The organism is Cytobacillus sp. SAFR-174 (genome assembly GCF_051964675.1).
In the GTDB taxonomy this organism is placed as follows: Bacteria; Bacillota; Bacilli; order Bacillales; family Cytobacillaceae; genus Cytobacillus.
The window spans coordinates 1-19,234 of the sequence record NZ_JBQCMZ010000026.1; the positions used below are offsets into that span (position 1 = coordinate 1).

A 19,234-nucleotide genomic window follows, 5' to 3' on the forward strand; every position below is an offset into this window, starting at 1 on the left:
AAACTCCAAAACTTGCTAGATAAATCAAAAATCCTGTTAGATAAATTCATAAACCTGTTAGATAAAACCCAAAACATGCTAGATAAACTCCAAAATCTGTTAGATATACCGCCAATCCCATGCACGTGCCCAAATAAATTCCCAGCAAACCTGAAATTCCGCGACATCCCAGCTGCCCTATCAGCAAAAAAATAAAAAGCCCCTATCAAAGGGCTTACATTTCAAGAAAATATCTCCGGCATTGTTATTTTCCGCAGCTTCTTTAAGTAATAATTATATTTTGGATGACTTGTATCCGTGGTGAGTAAATCATTTTCACAATCTGTGCAGATAAAAGAAGTGTATAGATGTATTCCCCTGGTTTTTTCCTGCTCGCATATGACACATTCTTCCCCTGCCTGTTTCTTTGCTAATAGCGAACCCAATCACTCCACCTCCATACCCTTAGTCTGCCCAGATTAACAGTATTGTATACAATTTTTTGAATTTTCGCTGGCGGGTTTTTCTGAGGTTACTTGATTAATATTGTATGATGGAAATCTAATTTGGGTGTATGTCTATAAAGGATTTCTTTTAATATTTTGCCAGATGCTTCAGGGACTGGCGCAGATATCTGCCATATGTAGCAGTTACATACTTGTTTTGTTAAAATAGGAGAAGAATCATAGGAAAGTGATGAACATATGAATCAGAAAAACACTCCATTATGGAACCAATTACAAATACATGCTTCACACCAGCCGTTATCCTTTCATGTGCCTGGCCATAAGAACGGGTTTCTTGCAGGCTGTGAGGGAGCAGATTATTTTAAACATATTTTAAAGCTGGATGCTACGGAGCTCAGCGGACTGGATGATTTGCATTCTCCTGAGGGAGTCATCCTGGAGGCACAAGAGCTGCTTGCCGGCCTGTACGAAGTTTCAAAAAGCTTTTTCCTTGTGAACGGATCGACTGCTGGGAATCTTGCCATGGTCCTGTCAGCCGCAGAGGAAGGTGAGACTGTATTGGTCCAGCGGAACTGCCATAAGTCCATCCTGAATGGCATTACTTTGGCTAAGGCGAAGCCTGTCTTTTTAGCGCCTGAGTTTAATGAAGAGTGGGGCGTCGCCGGGGGAGTGACTTTAGAAACGGTTAAAGAGGCAATCAGGCAATATCCGGATGCAAAAGCAATCATCTTAACCTATCCGAATTATTATGGAATGGTATACGACCTTGAAAGTATTATTCAGTGCGCTCACGATTATGGTATTCCAGTGCTGGTGGATGAGGCACATGGAGCGCATTTAATAGGCGGGAGCGATTTTCCCGCTTCGGCCGTTCAGCTTCAGGCAGATCTTACTGTACAATCGGCACATAAAACGCTGCCTGCTATGACAATGGGTGCTTATCTGCATTTTAACAGTCGTTTTATAAAGGAAGAGAAGGTGTCCAACTATCTGGGGATACTCCAATCAAGCAGCCCATCCTATCCGATTATGGCTTCTCTTGATTTGGCAAGGGCTTATTTAGCTTCATTTTCGAAAAAGGATGAGGAAGCACTGCTTGAAAAGATTAGGTATTTCAGGAAGAGTCTTAACGGTATTAAAGGCATTAAGGTACTGCCATTCCAACATCACAGCGGTGACCCTTTAAAGGTAACCATCCAGTCGGAAACCTCACTCAGCGGATTTAACCTGCAGACTCTACTGGAGAAACACGGGATCTTTACGGAAATGGCGGATCCCTATAATGTCCTGTTTGTTTTGCCACTTTTGAAGAACGATATGGATTATCCATTTGACCGGGTGATTGAATGTTTGAAAGAGGAATTGACCTCATTCGGACCGGCAGACCGCCAGGAAAGAATCACTTTCAGTAAAAAGCCTGTTTCCGGCCTTGCCCTTGAGCAAAAGGAACAGAGTCAGCACACCATTAAAATGGTGGCACTGGAAGAGGCGGCCGGCAAAATATGCGCTCAGCAGGTAATTCCTTATCCGCCAGGCATTCCGCTCTTATACCCGGGTGAAATCATTGAGGCTGAAGATATCGCAAACATCAGATTTCAAATTCAGGCCGGAGCACGGTTTCAAAATGGAGACAATATTAAAAAAGGCAGCATCCACATATATAAGGATCTATAACAGCAGCTGGAGGAAGTAAAATGAAAAATGGGAAGTTTATTACGGTCGAAGGACCTGAGGGTGCCGGAAAGACAACAATTATTGATATGCTGGCAAGCAATCTGGCAAAGGAAGGCTATCAGGTGCTTCAGACAAGAGAGCCTGGCGGAATTGAGATTGCTGAGCAAATCCGAAGTGTCATACTTGATAAAAAGAATACAAAGATGGACCCGAGAACAGAGGCTCTGCTGTATGCGGCAGCCAGAAGGCAGCACCTGGCCGAGAAAGTAAAGCCGGCATTGGATGAGGGATATATCATTTTATGTGACCGGTTTATTGATAGCTCTCTTGCCTATCAGGGATATGCAAGAGGACTTGGCATTGAGGAGGTCTACTCTATCAACAGCTTTGCCATTGAAGGCATGATGCCTGAACTGACACTGTATTTTGATATTGATCCTGCGGCCGGATTGGAAAGAATCAATCAGCATAAAGGACGGGAAGTGAACCGCCTGGACCTGGAAAAGCTCGACTTTCACCATAAAGTGCGGGAGGGCTACCTGAAGCTAATGGAGCTTTACCCGGAGCGCATCTTTAAGATTGATGCTTCAAAGCCATTGGAGGAAGTGTATCAGCAGGCGGAGAGCAAGCTGAAAGAACGAATATAAAAACTCGCCTTAAAGATGGGATATCTTTAAGGTTTTTTTACAGGCTATAAAATTATTTTTCCTGTATTCCCTTAATTTCTGCTTGAAGATAAAATAATTGATATAATAAAAGTAAGACAAAACGGATGAAAACTTTGTAAAGGGGATGGGCTTATGAAATTAATTCTGGCAGTCATTCAGGATCAGGACAGCAATAAGCTAATGAATGCGCTGGTTGACAATAACTTTCGTGCGACAAAATTGGCCAGCACGGGCGGATTCTTGAAATCAGGCAATACAACGTTCATGATCGGGACAGAGGATATCCGTGTGGAGAGAGCCCTGCAGATTATTAAGGAAAATTGCAGAGCAAGAGACCAGCTGGTTGCACCGGTATCGCCGATGGGCGGCAACGCAGATTCTTATGTGCCATACCCTGTTGAAGTTGAGGTTGGCGGTGCGACAGTGTTTGTTCTGCCAGTCGAGCAGTTCCATCATTTTTAATCATTACAGAGGGAGCTTTGAGCCCTTTGCGGAGGATCAGGTATGAAAATTAATCAGGAACTTCGGCTCAAGATGGAAAATGTCCGCAATGAGCAGAAGCAGGCAGCAATGAACGGCGTTAAATTTTCTGAAATGGTGCAGAAGCAGGACCAGAAAATGCAGGCTTCCCAGCTTCAGGGTCTGTTAAAGGATATAGATGCCGCAGGAGAACGGCTGGCCCGCTCCAGAACCTTTAAGGACCTGGCCAAATATAAAACGCTTGTGAAACGATTTGTGAAGGAAGCGGTTGATTTTGGAATGGAGCTGAGGCAATCGCACAGCTGGAACCAGCATGGACAGGGCCGGTCTCTGAAAGTGGTGGAAAAGGTTGATGAAAAGCTTTCAGAGCTGACAGATGAATTAATGAAAAAAGAAGAATCTTCTATTGATATATTAGGTAAAGTCGGAGAGATTAAGGGACTCCTAATAAATTTATATATGTAAGTGAGTGATACTTGTGGAAAAAACGTGGGAACAGCTGGAGGCCGTACAGCCAGTTGTATTAAAAATGTTTAAAAATAGCATAGTGAAGAATCGGCTGGCCCACGCCTACTTATTTGAAGGGATGAAAGGAACAGGAAAGCGGGAGGCAAGCATGCTTTTGGCGAAAAGCCGATTCTGCCATGAGCCGATTGAAGGGTATGTTCCATGTGAAACATGTTCAAACTGCAAAAGGATAAACAGCGGAAATCATCCGGATGTTCATATTCTGGAGCCGGACGGGCTTTCTATCAAAAAAAATCAGATTCAAAGCCTGCAGGAAGAGTTTTCAAAGACCGGGGTAGAATCCAGGCGGAAACTGTATGTGATTGTTCATGCTGACAAAATGACAGTGAACGCTGCCAACAGTCTGCTTAAATTTCTGGAGGAACCCCATTCAGAGACGACCGCTGTGCTGATTACCGAGCAGTCGCAGCAGATGCTTCCTACTATTCTATCCCGCTGTCAGTCCATTTCTTTTAAACCATTATCTCCTGCTGAAATGATTCAGCAATTAAAAAATAATGGAGTGGATCCTGCCCAGGCACCATTACTTGCACAAATTACCAATAATTTGGATGAAGCTTTACAATATAGTTCAGATGATTGGTTTGTACAAGCACAAAAAATAGTGTTAAAATTATATGAAGTGGTAAAGAAGAATCCCCTTGAGGCAATGGTTGCCCTTCAGGAGGATTGGTTCTTGCACTTTAAAGAAAAAGAGCAGATTGATCGCGGCTTGGATCTATTACTTCTTATTTTTAAAGATTTACTATATATTCAGCTTGGGAAACAAGACCAGGTTGTCCATCTGAACGAACGAAAACGTTTAGAGCAGTTTGCGCTGCAATCTTCCACCAAACGCCTGACGGAACAGATGACGGCTGTTTTGGAAGCCAAAAGAAAATTGCAGGCAAATATGAATCCGCAGCTGTTGATGGAACAGCTTGTGCTAAAATTGCAGGAGGGATCTTCCTTTGTATGATGTAGTAGGAGTGCGCTTTAAAAAAGCGGGCAAGATTTATTATTTTGATCCCGGAGATCTCTCAATACAAAAGGATGACTTTGTCATTGTCGAAACTGTCCGAGGCGTTGAATACGGAAAAGTGGTAATCGCCCCGAAGCAGGTCGATGAGAATGATGTTGTCCTTCCATTAAAAAAGGTTCTTCGTATTGCAGATCAAAAGGATCGCATGATTGTCGAGGAGAACAAGCAGGCCGCCAAGGAAGCATACGAGGTATGCTGTGAAAAGGTACAAACACATCAGCTTGATATGAAGCTGGTGGATGTTGAATATACATTTGACCGAAATAAGGTCATCTTCTACTTTACGGCTGATGGCCGGGTTGACTTCCGCGAGCTTGTCAAAGATCTCGCAGCCATCTTCCGGACAAGGATTGAACTTCGCCAGATAGGTGTGAGGGATGAAGCAAAAATGCTGGGCGGAATTGGCCCATGCGGAAGAATGCTTTGCTGTTCCACTTTCCTGGGTGACTTTGACCCTGTATCCATTAAGATGGCAAAGGACCAGAATCTATCGCTGAATCCAACGAAAATATCGGGTTTATGCGGCCGCTTAATGTGCTGCCTGAAATATGAAAATGATGAGTATGAAGCAGCAAAAGAAATGCTTCCGGACCTTGGGGAATGGATTCAAACCCCGGATGGAGCCGGAAAAGTGGTAGGCTTAAATATATTGGAGCGTGTGCTGCAGGTTGATGTGAAAGAAGCCGAGCGCGTCCTCGAATATACACTGGATGAAATTTTAAAACAAGGTGCTGTATCAGTTCAGTCCACAGATTAAGAGGTGGAAGTCGTGGATAAAAAAGAAATCTTTGACTCAGTGAGTAATATGGAAACCCAAATTGGAGAGTTATATCAGCAGCTTGGTGAGTTAAAGCAGCATTTGGCAGAAATACTTGAAGAGAATAACTCTTTGAAGCTGGAAAATGAACATTTACGACGTCATTTAGACATACCTGCAGAAAAGGAAAGCACATCGGCGAAAAAAGGCAAATCAGAGCAGTCGGCCGATGCTGCAGATGATGATAAGGTGATTGATATTGGCGAAGGCTATGATAACCTGGCCCGCCTCTATCAGGAAGGCTTTCACATTTGCAATCTCCATTTCGGCAGCCCGCGTAAAGAGGGAGACTGTCTGTTTTGCCTGTCTTTCCTGAATAAGAAGTAAACTTTTAGCCTTCCTGATGATAGGAAGGCTATTTTTCCATAGGCTGTTTTCGCAGGGTTTGTTGCTTTTTTTTTATTATTTATAGAGTTGATTGGAGCGGAAGGTGCGAGATCCTCGAAAATGCTATCGCATTTTCTTCGTGCGATGTTTTTTCGGGGAAGTTTATTCAACGTCCTGCGGGAGTAGCGGGACAGGTGAGACCCCGCAGACGCGCAGCGTCGAGGAGGCTCACCGCACGCCCTGCGGAAAGCGAGCAGCCTGGAGCGGAAATCAACGGACAATATTGTTAGCGATAAACAACGATTTATACGAAAAGAGCCTTTCCATAAAAGCAAAGAATCAGAGAAGCATGGAGGATCAAGAATGGATTTTTTAAAAGAAGGGGAGCGGCTGGACTATTTGCTGGCTGAAGATATGAGGATCATCCAAAGCCCGGCCGTTTTTTCTTTTTCACTGGATGCTGTCCTGCTGGCCCGGTTTGTGTATGTGCCGATTCAAAAAGGCAATCTCGTTGATTTGTGCAGCGGAAATGGCGTGATTCCGCTTTTTTTAAGCACAAGAACCAAGGGTGCCATTACAGGCGTCGAAATTCAGGAGCGTCTGCATGATATGGCGGTCAGAAGCATTGAATACAATAAGCTTCAAGACCGGATTAAGATGATTCACGGAGATATTAAAGAGATCCATCAGGAATTAGGTTATGGAAAATTTGATGTTGTCACCTGCAATCCGCCTTACTTTCCTACTCCTTCAAAGGATGAAATCAATGAGAATGAGCATTTGGCGATTGCCCGCCATGAAATTCTGTGTACACTCGAGGATGCGGTGAAAGCGTCAAGCGGGCTTGCGAAACAGGGAGGCAAGGTGGCATTTGTGCACAGGCCGGGCAGGTTCCTGGATATTGTCACGCTCATGCGCAAGTATAAGCTGGAGCCGAAAAGGGTGCAATTTGTCTATCCCAAGGCCGGAAAAGAAGCAAACACCCTGCTGATTGAGGCAGTCAAAAACGGCAATCCAGACCTGAAAATCCTGCCTCCTTTATTTGTATATAATGAAGAAAATGAATACACACCCGAAATGAGAGAGATTTTATATGGAGAATAGCCATTTTTTTTACGTTCTCCATTGCCGTGATGGCAGCTTATATGCAGGCTACACCAATGATCTTGAAAAACGGGTGAGGGCCCATAATGAAGGAAAAGGGGCAAAGTATACCAGAGGAAGAGGACCGGTTGAGCTGGTCTTCTCCCGTTCTTACCCGGAAAAAGGGGAAGCGATGAGAGCGGAATATGAATTCAAGCAATGGTCCCGGAAGAAGAAGGACGAGTTTTTAATGAAAGAGACGGGTGGTACATATGTGGCAGCAAAAAAGCTTTGAACATGAAGAAACAAAAGGAATTCTGTATTTAGTCCCGACTCCGATCGGCAATCTGGAAGACATGAGCTTCAGGGCGGTTAGAATACTGAAGGAAGCGGACTTTATTGCAGCAGAGGATACGCGCAATACAAAGAAGCTATGCAATCATTTTGAGATTGCCACCCCCATCATCAGCTATCATGAACATAATAAGGAAATCAGCGGACAGAAGCTGCTTGAAAAAGTGGCAAATGGCGCAAAAATTGCCCTTGTCAGTGATGCAGGGATGCCTGCGATTTCAGACCCGGGCTATGACCTTGTAACAGCGGCTGCTGAAGAAAAACTGACAGTGGTGCCCCTTCCCGGTGCGAATGCTGCTTTAACCGGCCTGATTGCTTCCGGCATCAACACCCAGCCTTTTTATTTCTATGGGTTTCTGAACAGGCAGAAGAAACTCAAGAAACAGGAGCTCGAGGATCTCTCCAGGCTATCGGCAACCATCATCTTATATGAAGCTCCCCATCGCCTGAAGGAAACCCTCTCACTGATGTCGGACATCATGGGTAACAGGAATATTGCGTTATGCCGTGAACTGACGAAGAGATATGAAGAATTTATCCGGGGAACTGTAGGAGAAGTGATAGAATGGGCTTCAACCGGCGAAGTGAGAGGAGAATTTGTAATTATTATTGAAGGGACTTCCGAGACTGTGCAGGATGCAGAAGCTTCCTGGTGGGAGAATCTTTCGATTGAAGATCACGTCAGCCATTATATAGAAGAAACTGGACTCGCGAGCAAGGAAGCCATCAAGCAAACCGCAAAAGATCGGGGAATAAATAAGCGGGATGTTTACCATGCTTATCATATCGAAGAATAAAAAAAGCTTCTCACTTGTGTGAGAAGCTTTGTTCTTTATTATTTTACGGTTTCAAAAGTGTTTTGAATTTCTTTTAACAGCTGCTCTGCACCGTCACGGCTTAAGATTAGTTTGCCGTTAGCCAGTGAGATATTATCATCAGATACTTCCCCTGTAACGTGGCAAGTCATGTTTGGCTTGTACTTTTTAAGGATGATTCTTTCGTCATCTACGTAGATTTCCAACGCATCCTTTTCCGCGATTCCAAGTGTGCGTCTTAGTTCAATAGGGATTACTACGCGGCCAAGCTCATCAACTTTACGAACAATACCTGTAGATTTCATAATAAAAGTCTCCTCTCAAATCTCCAATAATATTTTTCTCTATCTATATCGTTTCGTCATTATTCGACAAAATCTTTGTTACATTTATAATACCAGCCATTCCCATATACGTCAATTACTTTATTTTGGTAGGGGGTAGAAAATTTTAGGAAACTCAATGAAGTGTTGGTATAACTGAGATTTACGAAATAAAAGCCATTTTAAATAGGGATATGGAAAGAAGCTTCCAAAAATTAAATATATGACTCCTTTCGACATTTCGACAAAATTCTACAAAAACCCATGCTATTACTATAATAATATTCGAAAGGCAGTTTCCTTTTTTAGGGATAGAAAATAAAAAATTTTTTATTAGAGAAAAATCCTGCCGTTCCTTTCTGCCTATTGGTTGCACAATTTCAAGTTTTTAGGTATATTTTGATGGTATAAGAGGTTATGCTGACGAATATAACTTCTTGTAAAATATTGATATAGCAGGCCCAATAACGGCACGATTTTCTCATTAATACTCTCGTCCAAATGGGGCGGGATTTTTTAGTATTAGACAGCCAAAAGCATAGCTGCATATAAGTATGCATCGATGTTTTCATAAAATAAGGGAGGGAATCTTGTGGAGGACAAATTAAAGACGTTTTATTTAACCACTCCAATTTATTATCCTAGTGGAAATTTACATATAGGGCATGCCTATACAACGGTGGCCGGTGATGCGATGGCGCGCTACAAGCGCATGCGCGGCTTTGACGTTATGTACCTGACAGGAACGGATGAACATGGACAGAAGATCCAGGAGAAGGCAGAAGAAAAAGGGGTAACACCTCAGCAGTACGTAGATGAAATTGTTTCCGGCATCCAGGATCTCTGGAAAAAGCTTGATATTTCCTATGATGACTTTATCCGTACGACACAGGACAGACATAAGCAGATCGTTGAAAAAATCTTCGCCCAGCTTGTAGAACAGGGTGATATCTATCTTGGCGAATATGAAGGCTGGTATTGTACGCCTTGCGAGTCTTATTACACAGAACGCCAGCTTGCGGACGGCAACTGCCCTGACTGCGGACGTCCCGTTCATAAAGTGAAGGAAGAATCTTATTTCTTTAAGGTAAGTAAATACGCTGACAGACTTCTGCAATATTATGAAGAAAATCCATCTTTCATACAGCCTGAATCACGCAAAAATGAAATGATCAATAACTTCATTAAACCGGGCCTTGAGGATTTGGCAGTATCCAGAACAACTTTTGACTGGGGAGTAAAGGTGCCAAATAATCCAAAGCATGTGGTGTATGTATGGATTGATGCACTATCCAACTACATTACCGCACTTGGCTATGGAACCGATGATGATTCCAAGTATCTGAACTACTGGCCTGCAGATGTTCACCTGGTTGGAAAAGAAATTGTGCGCTTCCATACGATTTACTGGCCAATCATGCTGATGGCTTTGGATGTGCCACTGCCGAAAAAGGTATTTGCCCATGGCTGGCTTTTGATGAAGGACGGCAAAATGTCCAAATCAAAGGGAAATGTAGTGGACCCTGTTACCCTTATTGACCGTTATGGCCTGGATGCACTGCGCTATTACCTGCTTCGCGAAGTGCCATTCGGCGCAGACGGTGTATTTACACCGGAAGGTTTTGTGGAAAGAATCAACTTTGATCTTGCCAACGATTTAGGCAACCTATTAAATCGTACGATCGCCATGGTGAATAAATACTTTGACGGTGTTATTCCGGCATATACAGGTTCAGAAGGTGAGTTCGACCAGCAGCTGCTGCAAATGAACCGTGAGACGGTTTCTAAATACGAGGAAGCTATGGAAAAAATGGAGTTCTCTGTTGCCTTATCTGCTGTGTGGCAGCTTGTCAGCAGAACGAATAAATATATAGATGAAACACAGCCCTGGACTCTGGCCAAAGAGGAAGAGAAAAGGGAAGAGCTTGCAAGTGTGATGGTTCATCTGGCGGAATCCCTGCGCAGAACCGCGGTGCTTCTGCAGCCATTCCTGACACGTACGCCGAAGGAAATCTTCACGCAGCTTAATGTAAATGAAGAAGCATTAACATCCTGGGAAAGCCTTGAGACATTCGGCCTGATTCCTGAAGGCACAAAGGTATTAAAGGGAGAACCGATTTTCCCTCGCCTGGATATTACGGAAGAAGTTGAGTTCATTAAAACAAAAATGCAGGGATCTTCTGCTCCTAAAGAAGAAGCAAAGCCTGAAGCAAAAGCAGAGGAAAAGCCGGATAGCGAGGAAATCTCAATTGATGACTTTATGAAGGTCGATTTAAGAGTGGCCCAGGTCATCGAGGCAGAACCGGTGAAAAAAGCTGATAAGCTCCTGAAATTACAGCTGGATCTTGGCTATGAAAAGCGCCAGGTCGTTTCCGGAATTGCTAAATTCTATAAGCCGGAAGAACTGGTCGGCAGAAAAGTCATCTGTGTAACCAATTTAAAGCCTGTTAAACTTCGCGGCGAGCTTTCAGAAGGAATGATTTTAGCAGGAGGAAAAGACGGCGAACTTTCACTTGCCACAATTGCTGAATCTCTTCCACTAGGTGCAAGGGTAAAATAATATTATTTATTTTCCTGTTAATCATAAAAACATAGAAGTGTTAAGCGTATACCGTAAGCATTTCTATGTTTTTTATTTTTGGAAAAAATTATTCTTGTAAAGTATTTATAGTTGGTTTATCTAATTGGAACCATTTTGACAGTAAAGTCATTTTGTTACATCACTGACATAATAGTAATAGAAAAATAATATGAAGGAAAAGGAGTTTTTTGATGTTTTTCGACACACACGCACATCTTAATGCCGAACAATATAACGAAGATTTACAAGAGGTAATCGACCGGGCCCTTAGTGAAGGAATTTCCAACATTGTGGTCGTCGGGTTTGACCGTCCAACCATTGAAAAAGCGATGGAGCTGACTGAAAAATACGATTTCATTTATGCCAGTGTGGGATGGCATCCGGTTGATGCCATTGATATGACAGAGGAAGATTTGCTATGGATTGAAGAGCTTTCCAGCCATCCAAAAGTGGTGGCACTGGGAGAAATGGGCCTGGATTATTATTGGGACAAGTCTCCGAAGGATATTCAGCAGGAAGTCTTCCGAAAGCAGATCCGTCTGGCGAAAAAAGTGAAGCTTCCCATCGTCATCCATAACCGTGATGCTACAGCCGATATAGTCGAAATCCTCAAGGAAGAAGGAGCGGGAGAAGTGGGCGGAATCATGCATTGCTTCAGCGGCAGCCCGGAAATTGCCCAAGAATGTGTGGATATGAACTTCTACATTTCCCTTGGCGGTCCAGTGACCTTCAAAAACGCAAAAAAACCAAAGGAAGTAGCAGATGTTATTCCGCTTGAAAAGCTGTTGATTGAAACAGACTGCCCCTATCTGACCCCTCATCCGCACAGAGGAAAACGGAATGAACCCAGCTATGTCAAATTGGTGGCAGAGCAGATTGCAGAAATAAAAGGACTTTCAACAGAAGAAGTTGCACAGGCAACCACAGAAAATGCAAAAAAATTATTCGGCATAAACTGATAGCTCATTTTGTCGAAGCCTGTAGGAGCTTGTCCAAATCTTTTCTGATTCTAAAAAGTTCTACATGTCTCCTTCTTCTCATAGGATAACCATGTCGATAAGTCTCTCTTTCCTTTCATCCGGTTTTTTTGCATAATAGGAAATACGTTTACGGAAGTGTTTGCCAATTACTAGAAAAAAGGTGCTATTTTGCACCCCTGCTGGCCGAGCGGAGGGCGTTTACTGCTGATCGGGGATTGTGACAGATGGAGGGCCGGAAGCCTGAAGTCTTGAGTGGATTTTTGAAAATCGCTCCCGATTGCTGAGCGCCTGGTCAGCAGAATATATAGAATTTCCAGATCCGTGAAAAATTCCTAATTCAAAAAAAGAAGGATTTTTCACATGGATGTGGAAAAGTATTAATCCAAGGCAAGCATGACTGAAAACAGGCATTTGCAAGAAGGCATGCATAGAAGGGGACTATCATTCATACATAGAGATAGAGTGCAGTTCTAAGAATACAGGCAAAAAAGCCCAATGCCTGCATTCTTCCAGCCTTTCGGAAGCTGGAAAATTGAAAGAGTTGACAGTCGGCAAGATACTCTATATAATCACTCCGAGAGAAAAGGAGGCGTTTTTCATCGTGATTCAAAACATGAAAAACCTGTTATCCAAGTCTTTGAGTAAAAAGAAATTGGCCATTTTTTCTGCTAGTTTAGTAGTTTTTGCTGCTGCCTGCGGTTTCATTGCATATGAAACGACAAAGAAAACAGTAGCACTGACGATAGACGGCCAAGAGAAAGTCATCAAAACGCATGCAGCAACGATTCAAGATATATTCGATGATCTAGATATTTCACTCCGCTCAGAAGATTATGTGTTTCCCTCGGTAAACACAGAGGTTAAGGACAATACAGAAATTGTCTATGAACCGGCTAAACAGGTGAAAGTTGTAACAGATAACGAGAAGAAAACGATTTGGACGGCTGCAAAGACAGTCGGGGACGTTTTAAAAGAACAGAATATTACGCTGACTGAACATGATAAGGTTCAGCCAAAGCCAGAGGATACAGTTAAAAACAACCTGGAAATTCAAGTAGAGAAAGCATTCGCTTTAACGCTTAATAATGGCGGCAAAGAGAAGCAGGTTTGGTCAACTTCGACTACGGTCGCTGACTTTTTATCACAGCAGGGAATCAAGATCAATGATTTAGACCGCGTTGAACCAAAGTTGGAAGAGACAGTCAAAGCCAATGACAAAATAAAAGTCATTCGAGTTGAAAAAGTCACCGATGTAGTGGAAGAACCAATTAATTTCGCAGTTGTGACAAAGAAGGATAACAGCTTGACTAAAGGCACTGAAAAAGTGATGAATGCTGGAAAAAAAGGCCTTAAGACGAAAGAGTTTGAAGTCGTCCTGGAGAATGGCAAAGAAATTTCCAGAAAGCTGATCAGTGAAAAGCAAGTGAAGGAAAAGCAGGATAAAGTCGTTGCTGTCGGAACAAAGGTGGCTGCAGCAACACAAGTCGTTTCCCGCGGAACAAGCAGCAAGGCAAGCGGTAAAGAAATTTATGTATCGTCAACTGCCTATACGGCTAATTGCAGCGGATGCTCAGGCAAAACGGCTACCGGTTTGGACCTGCGTGCCAATCCGGGTGCTAAGGTCATAGCGGTTGATCCAAGTGTCATTCCCCTTGGAACGAAGGTCTATGTGGAAGGCTATGGCTATGCCATTGCAGCTGATACAGGCGGCGCGATTAAAGGAAACAAAATTGATGTATTCTTCTCCTCCAAATCAGAAGCATACAAGTGGGGAAGAAAAACGGTAAAAATTAAAATACTGAATTAAATTTTATGATGCAGGGGCTTCCCCTGCATTTTTTATTTCATTGCAGAGAAGGTTAATGGATAACATTTTTCATTTTCAAGCTGGTTCATATATAATAAGAACTATTCTTTATAAATATATTCTTCTTACATCTATTTAGACGAATTACATTACAGAAATGTTTCAAGTTTTTTTCAATTTTTTTATATTTTTTTACGGAATGCGAAGTCTTTAATTTTGAACATTGATAATTGTCTAGCGCAAGCAGCCTGCCTCCTCGAGGTCACAAGCTTGTCTTGTTTCGGCTCCTAGGGACTCGGGGTCATAAGCCGTTTCCTTTCAGAAGGAAAAACGCCTTCTTACAGGAACCCTTTTATGCCTGTCGTCCCTGGGCAGTCGCCTCCACCTTTCGGGCAATCCTCCCAAAAAGGCAAAGAACGCCTTTCCGGGAGGCTCGTCTTTTGCTTGAGGCCCCCAGGATGGGGGTCATGCAGACGTTGCCACAGGAGGTGGCGTTCTTAGTCTGCGTTCATTCGTGGGCAAGGCGCTTGCGCTTTTCTTAGGAGGAACCATGAAAATCAAGGAAATTATTGTTGTAGAAGGCAAGGATGATACAGCAGCGATCAAGAGGGCGCTGGATGCCGATACAATTGAAACAAATGGATCTGCCATTAATGGGGTCACGATTGAAAAAATAAAGCTTGCCCAGAAGACCAGAGGGGTCATCGTGTTCACAGATCCGGACTTTCCCGGACAAAAGATCCGAAATACAATCACCAATGAAGTTCCGGGATGCAAGCATGCCTTTATAGAAAAAGCGGATGCCCTCCACAAGCATGGCAGAGGAGTGGGTGTTGAGCATGCATCGCCAGAAATGATCCGCCAGGCATTAAAGGACGCACAGGTTATGCAGGAGACCTATGAAGAAGCCATTACCCAGGAAGACCTGGTCACTGCAGGCCTGATTGGCGGGGAAGGTGCCAAGGAAAGAAGAGAAAAGCTTGGCAGACTTCTTAAAATCGGCTACACAAACGGCAAGCAGCTTCATAAGCGCTTAATGATGTTTCAAATTAGCCAAAAGGATTTTGCTGAGGCAATCGAAGCTATTCGCAAGGAGGAACAAAATGCATAAAGATATTGCAACGCCAGCCAGAACAAAGGCGATTTTGGATAAATACGGCTTTTCTTTTAAGAAAAGCCTGGGACAGAACTTTTTGATCGATACGAACATTCTTCGGAGAATTGTCGATCATGCTGATTTAACGGAAGAGTCGGGCGCCATCGAAATCGGCCCGGGAATTGGGGCACTGACCGAACAGCTGGCCCGGAGAAGCAAAAAGGTGCTGGCTTTTGAAATTGACCAGCGGCTGCTTCCCATTTTAGAGGAAACTCTATCGCCGTATCCCCATGTATCCATCATCAATGAGGACGTATTAAAAGCAGATGTAAAGACAGCGATAGAACGGGAGTTTGAAGGCATTGACGATATTATGGTTGTCGCCAACCTTCCGTACTATGTAACAACCCCGATCATCATGAAGCTGCTGGAGAACCAGCTTCCAATCAGGGGTATCGTCTGTATGCTGCAGAAAGAAGTGGCAGATAGAATTTCGGCCCGCCCAGGCACGAAAGAGTACGGCTCCCTTTCCATTGCTGTCCAGTACTATACAGAGGCTGAAACGGCCATGATCGTACCGAAGACGGTCTTTGTGCCGCAGCCGAATGTGGATTCAGCCGTCATTAAACTGACAAAGCGCAAAGAGCCTGCAGTGGCGGTGAAAAGTGAGCCCTTCTTTTTCCAGGTGACAAAAGCAAGCTTTGCTCAGAGGCGCAAGACGCTTCTGAATAACTTAACAAGCCAGCTGCCTGAAGGAAAACAGAAGAAGGAAAAAATCCTCTCCGCTCTCGAACAAGCGAATGTCGAGCCGGGCAGAAGAGGAGAAACTTTATCCATCGAAGAATTTGCCCGATTGAGTGATGCCCTGCTGCCCCATTTTTCATAAGGCTGTATTGGGCAGATAATTAAATTAGTCTTTGAGTTGATTGGAGCGGAGGGCACTTGACTCCTGCGGGAAGAGAGGGAAGTGTGAGACCCCGCAGGCGAAGCCGAGGAGGCTCGTATTCCTCCCCGTGGGTTCGCTGCGTGCCTGGAGCGGAAATCAACCGGCTGAATTCATAAACCAAAAAATAGTCCTTGAAAAAGAGCCTTCATAAAAGACCAAGCCTGCTGACTATACAGCGGGCTTTTTTTCGCCCAAATGCCTATCTTCCCAACCGCCCTTTTCTACGCACATGTTCATAGTCAAATGCATAATTTATGACATAAATAATAAATCACAAACAAGAGCTTAGATGCAGACCGTGTTTACCCTCGGGAAATTGGAGTGACGACATTGACTATAAATACGATGGATATCGTCGGAAGAATTTCGTACCATTGTGATATTTTATTCCGCGTGATTGATATTAAAGAACAGGGCGGCAAGAAAATTGCCATATTATTCGGAGAGGATATCCGTCTTGTTGCGGATGCTCCCTGTGAGGATTTAATCGTCATCAACCAGGCGCAGCGGATGAAGTTTGAACAGGAGTTCAGGTCACTTGAGGAACAGTCCTTCCAGCTATTCAGGCAGGATGTGGCTCTCTTGAGGGAGAAGCAGGAGTATGAAGTGACAGACGGCTACAGCAAGACGCTTAACTATTTTCAGATACCAGGCAGGGTGCTTCATCTGGATGGTGATCCTTCTTATTTAAAAAAATGCTTGAGTGTGTATGAAAAAATAGGCATACCCGTAACAGGGATCCATTGCAGTGAAAAGGAAATGCCGATGAAAATCGGACAGCTCATCGATCATTACAGGCCGGATATCCTCGTTGTAACAGGTCATGATGCGTATTCAAAGGCAAAGGGGAAAAAATCTGATATCAATGCTTACAGGCACTCCAGGGAATTTGTGCAGGCGGTAAGGGAAGCGCGCAAGAAAGTACCGCATCTTGATCAGCTTGTCATTTTTGCCGGAGCATGCCAGTCACATTTCGAATCACTGATCCATGCTGGAGCCAACTTTGCCAGTTCTCCTTCCAGAGTGAATATTCATGCCCTTGACCCTGTATACATTGTGGCGAAGGTCAGCCTTACACCATTTATGGAAAGAATCAATTTATGGGATATCTTAAGAAATACACTGACAGGTGAAAAGGGACTTGGAGGAATCGAAACCCGGGGAGTACTGAGAACAGGAATGCCATACAATGACGAAGAATTAAATGAATCTTAATGAGCGGGCCGTTTTTATTATTTACGGCTTGTTTTTTTATGTTTGTTTGTAATAGGATATTTAGCATTTTTCGAGAAATTTCGCGAGGGGTCATTCGTCTATTTCCCAGGTAATGAACGGCAAGCTTATAAGCTTTCTAAAACCGATACATAATCTTTTCCAATTAAGGCAATCCTAAAATTGTTGAAAATTAGAAGAAAAAGTAGAACAAAACATATTGACATTTAAATTTAAACACTGTTATAATTTATATTTTTGTTTGACAGTATTGTGTCAGTGTGATATACTTAACATAGTGAGGTGGACCGAATGGCAAAAACATTATCAGATATTAAAAAAGCTCTTGATTCAAATCTTGGGAAAAGGCTCCTGCTAAAAGCAAATGGCGGGCGCAGAAAGACCATTGAACGCTCAGGAGTTCTGGCCGAAACGTATCCTTCAGTATTTGTGATTGAGTTAGATCAGGATGAAAATGCATTTGAACGGGTATCTTACAGCTATGCGGATGTTTTAACAGAAACGGTTCAAATTACATTCTATGAAGATACATCAGGACAGGTTGCTTTAAGCTAATAATATATATGACAGCGGGCGGTGAACAATTTGTTTACTGCTTTTTGTTTGCCCTTTTTCATAAAATAGCAGGACCCTTTCACATACTATACATACCGCAGTGCGAAAGGGGATGTTAATGTTGGGCAGAAGACGCGGCGTTATGTCAGATGGGTTAAAAGAAGAAATTGCGAAAGAGCTCGGCTTTTATGATGTGGTCCAAAAGGAAGGCTGGGGCGGCATCCGTGCGAAAGATGCCGGCAATATGGTTAAGCGGGCCATCGAAATCGCACAGCAGAACCTTCTTAACAAATAGCATTCGCACAGAATATGTTTAAGCATTAATATGCACTGCGTCTGCCGAGGCTTATGCCTCGGCATTTCTTCTTTCTAATAGCGATAACCTCTATATTCCAAGACACCTGAGCTTTTATGTTTATTTTGTGGTAAAATAGGACAAAAAATGGAGACGCTCTATGAGAAAAGCTTTAAGCCGCCGCTTATTGCCAAGTAAAATAAAGTCAATACTGAATGAAGGTATGGCTTTCCCTTCGAAACGAACCGGCAGGGCAAAGCACTTCGCTTGTGGAGCTGGACAGGAGTCCGATTCAAAGGAAAGAAGTAGGTGGAAATGTTGAAGGTCATGGTTAAGGCGCCTGCTAAAATCAATTTGTCATTGGATGTTTTACATAAACGGGAAGATGGCTATCATGAAGTGGAAATGATAATGACAACAATTGATTTAGCAGACCGCCTGGAATTAACACTTTTAGATAAAGATGAGATCAGGATTATCTCTCATAACCGTTTTGTTCCGGATGATCAGCGGAATCTGGCATACCAGGCTGCGCACCTTCTTAAAGAACGGTTTCAAGTAAAAAAAGGTGTGTCCATTACAATAGAAAAAATGATTCCGGTTGCGGCTGGCCTTGCCGGCGGCAGCAGTGACGCAGCAGCGGCCCTCAGAGGTCTTAACAAGCTGTGGGGTCTGGGGCTTTCATTGGATGAACTTGCTGAAATAGGGACGGAAATCGGTTCTGATGTTTCTTTTTGCGTATACGGAGGCACTGCATTAGCAACAGGAAGAGGAGAGAGAATTCAGGAGCTTCCTGCTCCTCCAACCTGCTGGGTCATACTTGCTAAGCCATTCATCGGCGTATCGACAGCGGATGTATACAGGAGACTCGATGTAGAGCAGGTGCAGCATCCAAATACAGAAGGAATGATCGAAGCGATCAATTCCGGCAGCTATGATGACGTATGCCGGAACATGGGGAATGTTCTCGAGGATGTCACACTGAATATGCACCCCGAGGTCCTGCAAATAAAAGACCAGATGAAACGATTTGGTGCGGATGCTGTCCTGATGAGCGGCAGCGGACCAACCGTGTTTGGGCTTGTGCATCATGACTCAAGAATGCATCGGATTTATAATGGCCTTAGAGGTTTTTGCGACCAGGTTTTTGCGGTCAGAATGCTTGGAGAAAGACATAAGCTTGATTAAATCCGTATATTAGTGGT

22 protein-coding genes are annotated in these 19,234 nt (G+C 43.5%); 20 read left to right on the forward strand and 2 right to left on the reverse strand.

Annotated features, from left to right (window positions below; all coding sequences use genetic code 11):
• A partial coding sequence (locus tag ACTHRG_RS20470; protein ID WP_440231877.1) for a hypothetical protein occupies window positions 1-195 on the forward strand: 195 nt, incomplete at its 5' end.
• A 26-nt stretch (window positions 196-221) separates the two neighbouring features.
• Here the strand turns inward: ACTHRG_RS20470 and ACTHRG_RS20475 are convergent.
• Window positions 222-425: a sigma factor G inhibitor Gin gene (locus ACTHRG_RS20475; RefSeq protein ID WP_076262345.1), complete on the reverse strand. Its 204-nt coding sequence runs from the start codon at window positions 423-425 to the stop codon at window positions 222-224.
• Window positions 426-683: 258 nt separating this feature from the next.
• Here ACTHRG_RS20475 and ACTHRG_RS20480 point away from each other — a divergent pair, with 258 nt between their 5' ends.
• The 10 genes from ACTHRG_RS20480 (at window position 684) to rsmI (ending at window position 8,195) form a co-directional block, all read left to right on the forward strand.
• On the forward strand, window positions 684-2,120 hold the full coding sequence (locus ACTHRG_RS20480; RefSeq protein ID WP_076262347.1) for an aminotransferase class I/II-fold pyridoxal phosphate-dependent enzyme: 1,437 nt from the start codon (window positions 684-686) through the stop codon (window positions 2,118-2,120).
• Between the two features lie 20 nt (window positions 2,121-2,140).
• Window positions 2,141-2,767, forward strand: coding sequence for a dTMP kinase (tmk, locus tag ACTHRG_RS20485; RefSeq protein ID WP_076262349.1), 627 nt, complete (start codon window positions 2,141-2,143; stop codon window positions 2,765-2,767).
• Between the two features lie 153 nt (window positions 2,768-2,920).
• Complete coding sequence (locus ACTHRG_RS20490; RefSeq protein WP_009336682.1) at window positions 2,921-3,250, forward strand: cyclic-di-AMP receptor; 330 nt, start codon at window positions 2,921-2,923, stop codon at window positions 3,248-3,250.
• A gap of 42 nt (window positions 3,251-3,292) precedes the next feature.
• A complete protein-coding gene (locus ACTHRG_RS20495; RefSeq protein WP_076262351.1) occupies window positions 3,293-3,733 on the forward strand; it encodes a YaaR family protein in 441 nt (146 codons plus the stop codon).
• A 13-nt stretch (window positions 3,734-3,746) separates the two neighbouring features.
• Window positions 3,747-4,754 (forward strand): DNA polymerase III subunit delta', encoded by a 1,008-nt coding sequence (gene holB, locus ACTHRG_RS20500; protein WP_440231878.1) that lies wholly within the window; start codon window positions 3,747-3,749, stop codon window positions 4,752-4,754.
• Window positions 4,747-5,574 (forward strand): PSP1 domain-containing protein, encoded by an 828-nt coding sequence (locus tag ACTHRG_RS20505; RefSeq protein WP_076262356.1) that lies wholly within the window; start codon window positions 4,747-4,749, stop codon window positions 5,572-5,574. The genes holB and ACTHRG_RS20505 overlap by 8 nt, the downstream gene beginning before the upstream one ends.
• Window positions 5,575-5,586: 12 nt before the next feature.
• Window positions 5,587-5,961: a DNA replication initiation control protein YabA gene (yabA, locus tag ACTHRG_RS20510; protein WP_076262358.1), complete on the forward strand. Its 375-nt coding sequence runs from the start codon at window positions 5,587-5,589 to the stop codon at window positions 5,959-5,961.
• Between the two features lie 363 nt (window positions 5,962-6,324).
• The gene (locus ACTHRG_RS20515) at window positions 6,325-7,065 is read left to right on the forward strand and encodes a tRNA1(Val) (adenine(37)-N6)-methyltransferase (protein ID WP_076262361.1); all 741 of its coding nucleotides are present in this window, start codon (window positions 6,325-6,327) and stop codon (window positions 7,063-7,065) included.
• Window positions 7,055-7,339: a GIY-YIG nuclease family protein gene (locus ACTHRG_RS20520; RefSeq protein ID WP_076262363.1), complete on the forward strand. Its 285-nt coding sequence runs from the start codon at window positions 7,055-7,057 to the stop codon at window positions 7,337-7,339. The genes ACTHRG_RS20515 and ACTHRG_RS20520 overlap by 11 nt, the downstream gene beginning before the upstream one ends.
• A complete protein-coding gene (gene rsmI, locus ACTHRG_RS20525; RefSeq protein WP_076262365.1) occupies window positions 7,317-8,195 on the forward strand; it encodes a 16S rRNA (cytidine(1402)-2'-O)-methyltransferase in 879 nt (292 codons plus the stop codon). The genes ACTHRG_RS20520 and rsmI overlap by 23 nt, the downstream gene beginning before the upstream one ends.
• 38 nt (window positions 8,196-8,233) lie before the next feature.
• On the opposite strand, the gene ACTHRG_RS20530 is transcribed toward rsmI, so the two are convergent.
• Window positions 8,234-8,518 carry an AbrB/MazE/SpoVT family DNA-binding domain-containing protein gene (locus ACTHRG_RS20530; RefSeq protein WP_048009776.1) on the reverse strand — a complete coding sequence of 95 codons (285 nt, stop codon included), beginning with the start codon at window positions 8,516-8,518 and terminating at the stop codon, window positions 8,234-8,236.
• A gap of 610 nt (window positions 8,519-9,128) precedes the next feature.
• On the opposite strand from ACTHRG_RS20530, the gene metG reads away from it, so the two are divergent.
• The 9 genes from metG to ispE all read left to right on the forward strand — a co-directional run bounded on the left by metG (window position 9,129) and on the right by ispE (window position 19,217).
• The gene (metG, locus tag ACTHRG_RS20535; RefSeq protein ID WP_076262367.1) at window positions 9,129-11,096 is read left to right on the forward strand and encodes a methionine--tRNA ligase; all 1,968 of its coding nucleotides are present in this window, start codon (window positions 9,129-9,131) and stop codon (window positions 11,094-11,096) included.
• 212 nt (window positions 11,097-11,308) lie between these two features.
• The gene (locus ACTHRG_RS20540) at window positions 11,309-12,076 is read left to right on the forward strand and encodes a TatD family hydrolase (RefSeq protein ID WP_076262369.1); all 768 of its coding nucleotides are present in this window, start codon (window positions 11,309-11,311) and stop codon (window positions 12,074-12,076) included.
• 634 nt (window positions 12,077-12,710) lie between these two features.
• Window positions 12,711-13,904 carry a G5 and 3D domain-containing protein gene (locus tag ACTHRG_RS20545; protein WP_076262433.1) on the forward strand — a complete coding sequence of 398 codons (1,194 nt, stop codon included), beginning with the start codon at window positions 12,711-12,713 and terminating at the stop codon, window positions 13,902-13,904.
• 550 nt (window positions 13,905-14,454) lie between these two features.
• Window positions 14,455-15,015 carry a ribonuclease M5 gene (gene rnmV, locus ACTHRG_RS20550; RefSeq protein WP_076262435.1) on the forward strand — a complete coding sequence of 187 codons (561 nt, stop codon included), beginning with the start codon at window positions 14,455-14,457 and terminating at the stop codon, window positions 15,013-15,015.
• The gene (gene rsmA / locus ACTHRG_RS20555) at window positions 15,008-15,886 is read left to right on the forward strand and encodes a 16S rRNA (adenine(1518)-N(6)/adenine(1519)-N(6))-dimethyltransferase RsmA (protein ID WP_076262371.1); all 879 of its coding nucleotides are present in this window, start codon (window positions 15,008-15,010) and stop codon (window positions 15,884-15,886) included. Before rnmV ends, rsmA begins: the two co-directional genes overlap by 8 nt.
• A 390-nt stretch (window positions 15,887-16,276) precedes the next feature.
• Window positions 16,277-17,161: a sporulation peptidase YabG gene (gene yabG / locus ACTHRG_RS20560; RefSeq protein ID WP_076262373.1), complete on the forward strand. Its 885-nt coding sequence runs from the start codon at window positions 16,277-16,279 to the stop codon at window positions 17,159-17,161.
• 309 nt (window positions 17,162-17,470) lie between these two features.
• On the forward strand, window positions 17,471-17,734 hold the full coding sequence (gene veg / locus ACTHRG_RS20565) for a biofilm formation stimulator Veg (protein ID WP_009336667.1): 264 nt from the start codon (window positions 17,471-17,473) through the stop codon (window positions 17,732-17,734).
• A gap of 121 nt (window positions 17,735-17,855) precedes the next feature.
• Window positions 17,856-18,029, forward strand: coding sequence for a small, acid-soluble spore protein, alpha/beta type (locus ACTHRG_RS20570; RefSeq protein WP_026041722.1), 174 nt, complete (start codon window positions 17,856-17,858; stop codon window positions 18,027-18,029).
• A 318-nt stretch (window positions 18,030-18,347) separates the two neighbouring features.
• A complete protein-coding gene (gene ispE / locus ACTHRG_RS20575; protein WP_076262375.1) occupies window positions 18,348-19,217 on the forward strand; it encodes a 4-(cytidine 5'-diphospho)-2-C-methyl-D-erythritol kinase in 870 nt (289 codons plus the stop codon).
• Window positions 19,218-19,234: the final 17 nt, after the last annotated feature.

Bases quoted from the DNA above. Each gene is read 5' to 3' on its own strand.
- ACTHRG_RS20480 (WP_076262347.1), top strand. From the start codon at position 684: ATGAATCAGAAAAACACTCCATTATGGAACCAATTACAAATACATGCT.
- tmk (WP_076262349.1), top strand. From the start codon at position 2,141: ATGAAAAATGGGAAGTTTATTACGGTCGAAGGACCTGAGGGTGCCGGA.
- ACTHRG_RS20490 (WP_009336682.1), top strand. From the start codon at position 2,921: ATGAAATTAATTCTGGCAGTCATTCAGGATCAGGACAGCAATAAGCTA.
- ACTHRG_RS20495 (WP_076262351.1), top strand. From the start codon at position 3,293: ATGAAAATTAATCAGGAACTTCGGCTCAAGATGGAAAATGTCCGCAAT.
- ACTHRG_RS20515 (WP_076262361.1), top strand. From the start codon at position 6,325: ATGGATTTTTTAAAAGAAGGGGAGCGGCTGGACTATTTGCTGGCTGAA.
- ACTHRG_RS20520 (WP_076262363.1), top strand. From the start codon at position 7,055: ATGGAGAATAGCCATTTTTTTTACGTTCTCCATTGCCGTGATGGCAGC.
- rsmI (WP_076262365.1), top strand. From the start codon at position 7,317: ATGTGGCAGCAAAAAAGCTTTGAACATGAAGAAACAAAAGGAATTCTG.
- ACTHRG_RS20530 (WP_048009776.1), bottom strand. From the start codon at position 8,518: ATGAAATCTACAGGTATTGTTCGTAAAGTTGATGAGCTTGGCCGCGTA.
- ACTHRG_RS20540 (WP_076262369.1), top strand. From the start codon at position 11,309: ATGTTTTTCGACACACACGCACATCTTAATGCCGAACAATATAACGAA.
- ACTHRG_RS20545 (WP_076262433.1), top strand. From the start codon at position 12,711: ATGAAAAACCTGTTATCCAAGTCTTTGAGTAAAAAGAAATTGGCCATT.
- rnmV (WP_076262435.1), top strand. From the start codon at position 14,455: ATGAAAATCAAGGAAATTATTGTTGTAGAAGGCAAGGATGATACAGCA.
- rsmA (WP_076262371.1), top strand. From the start codon at position 15,008: ATGCATAAAGATATTGCAACGCCAGCCAGAACAAAGGCGATTTTGGAT.
- veg (WP_009336667.1), top strand. From the start codon at position 17,471: ATGGCAAAAACATTATCAGATATTAAAAAAGCTCTTGATTCAAATCTT.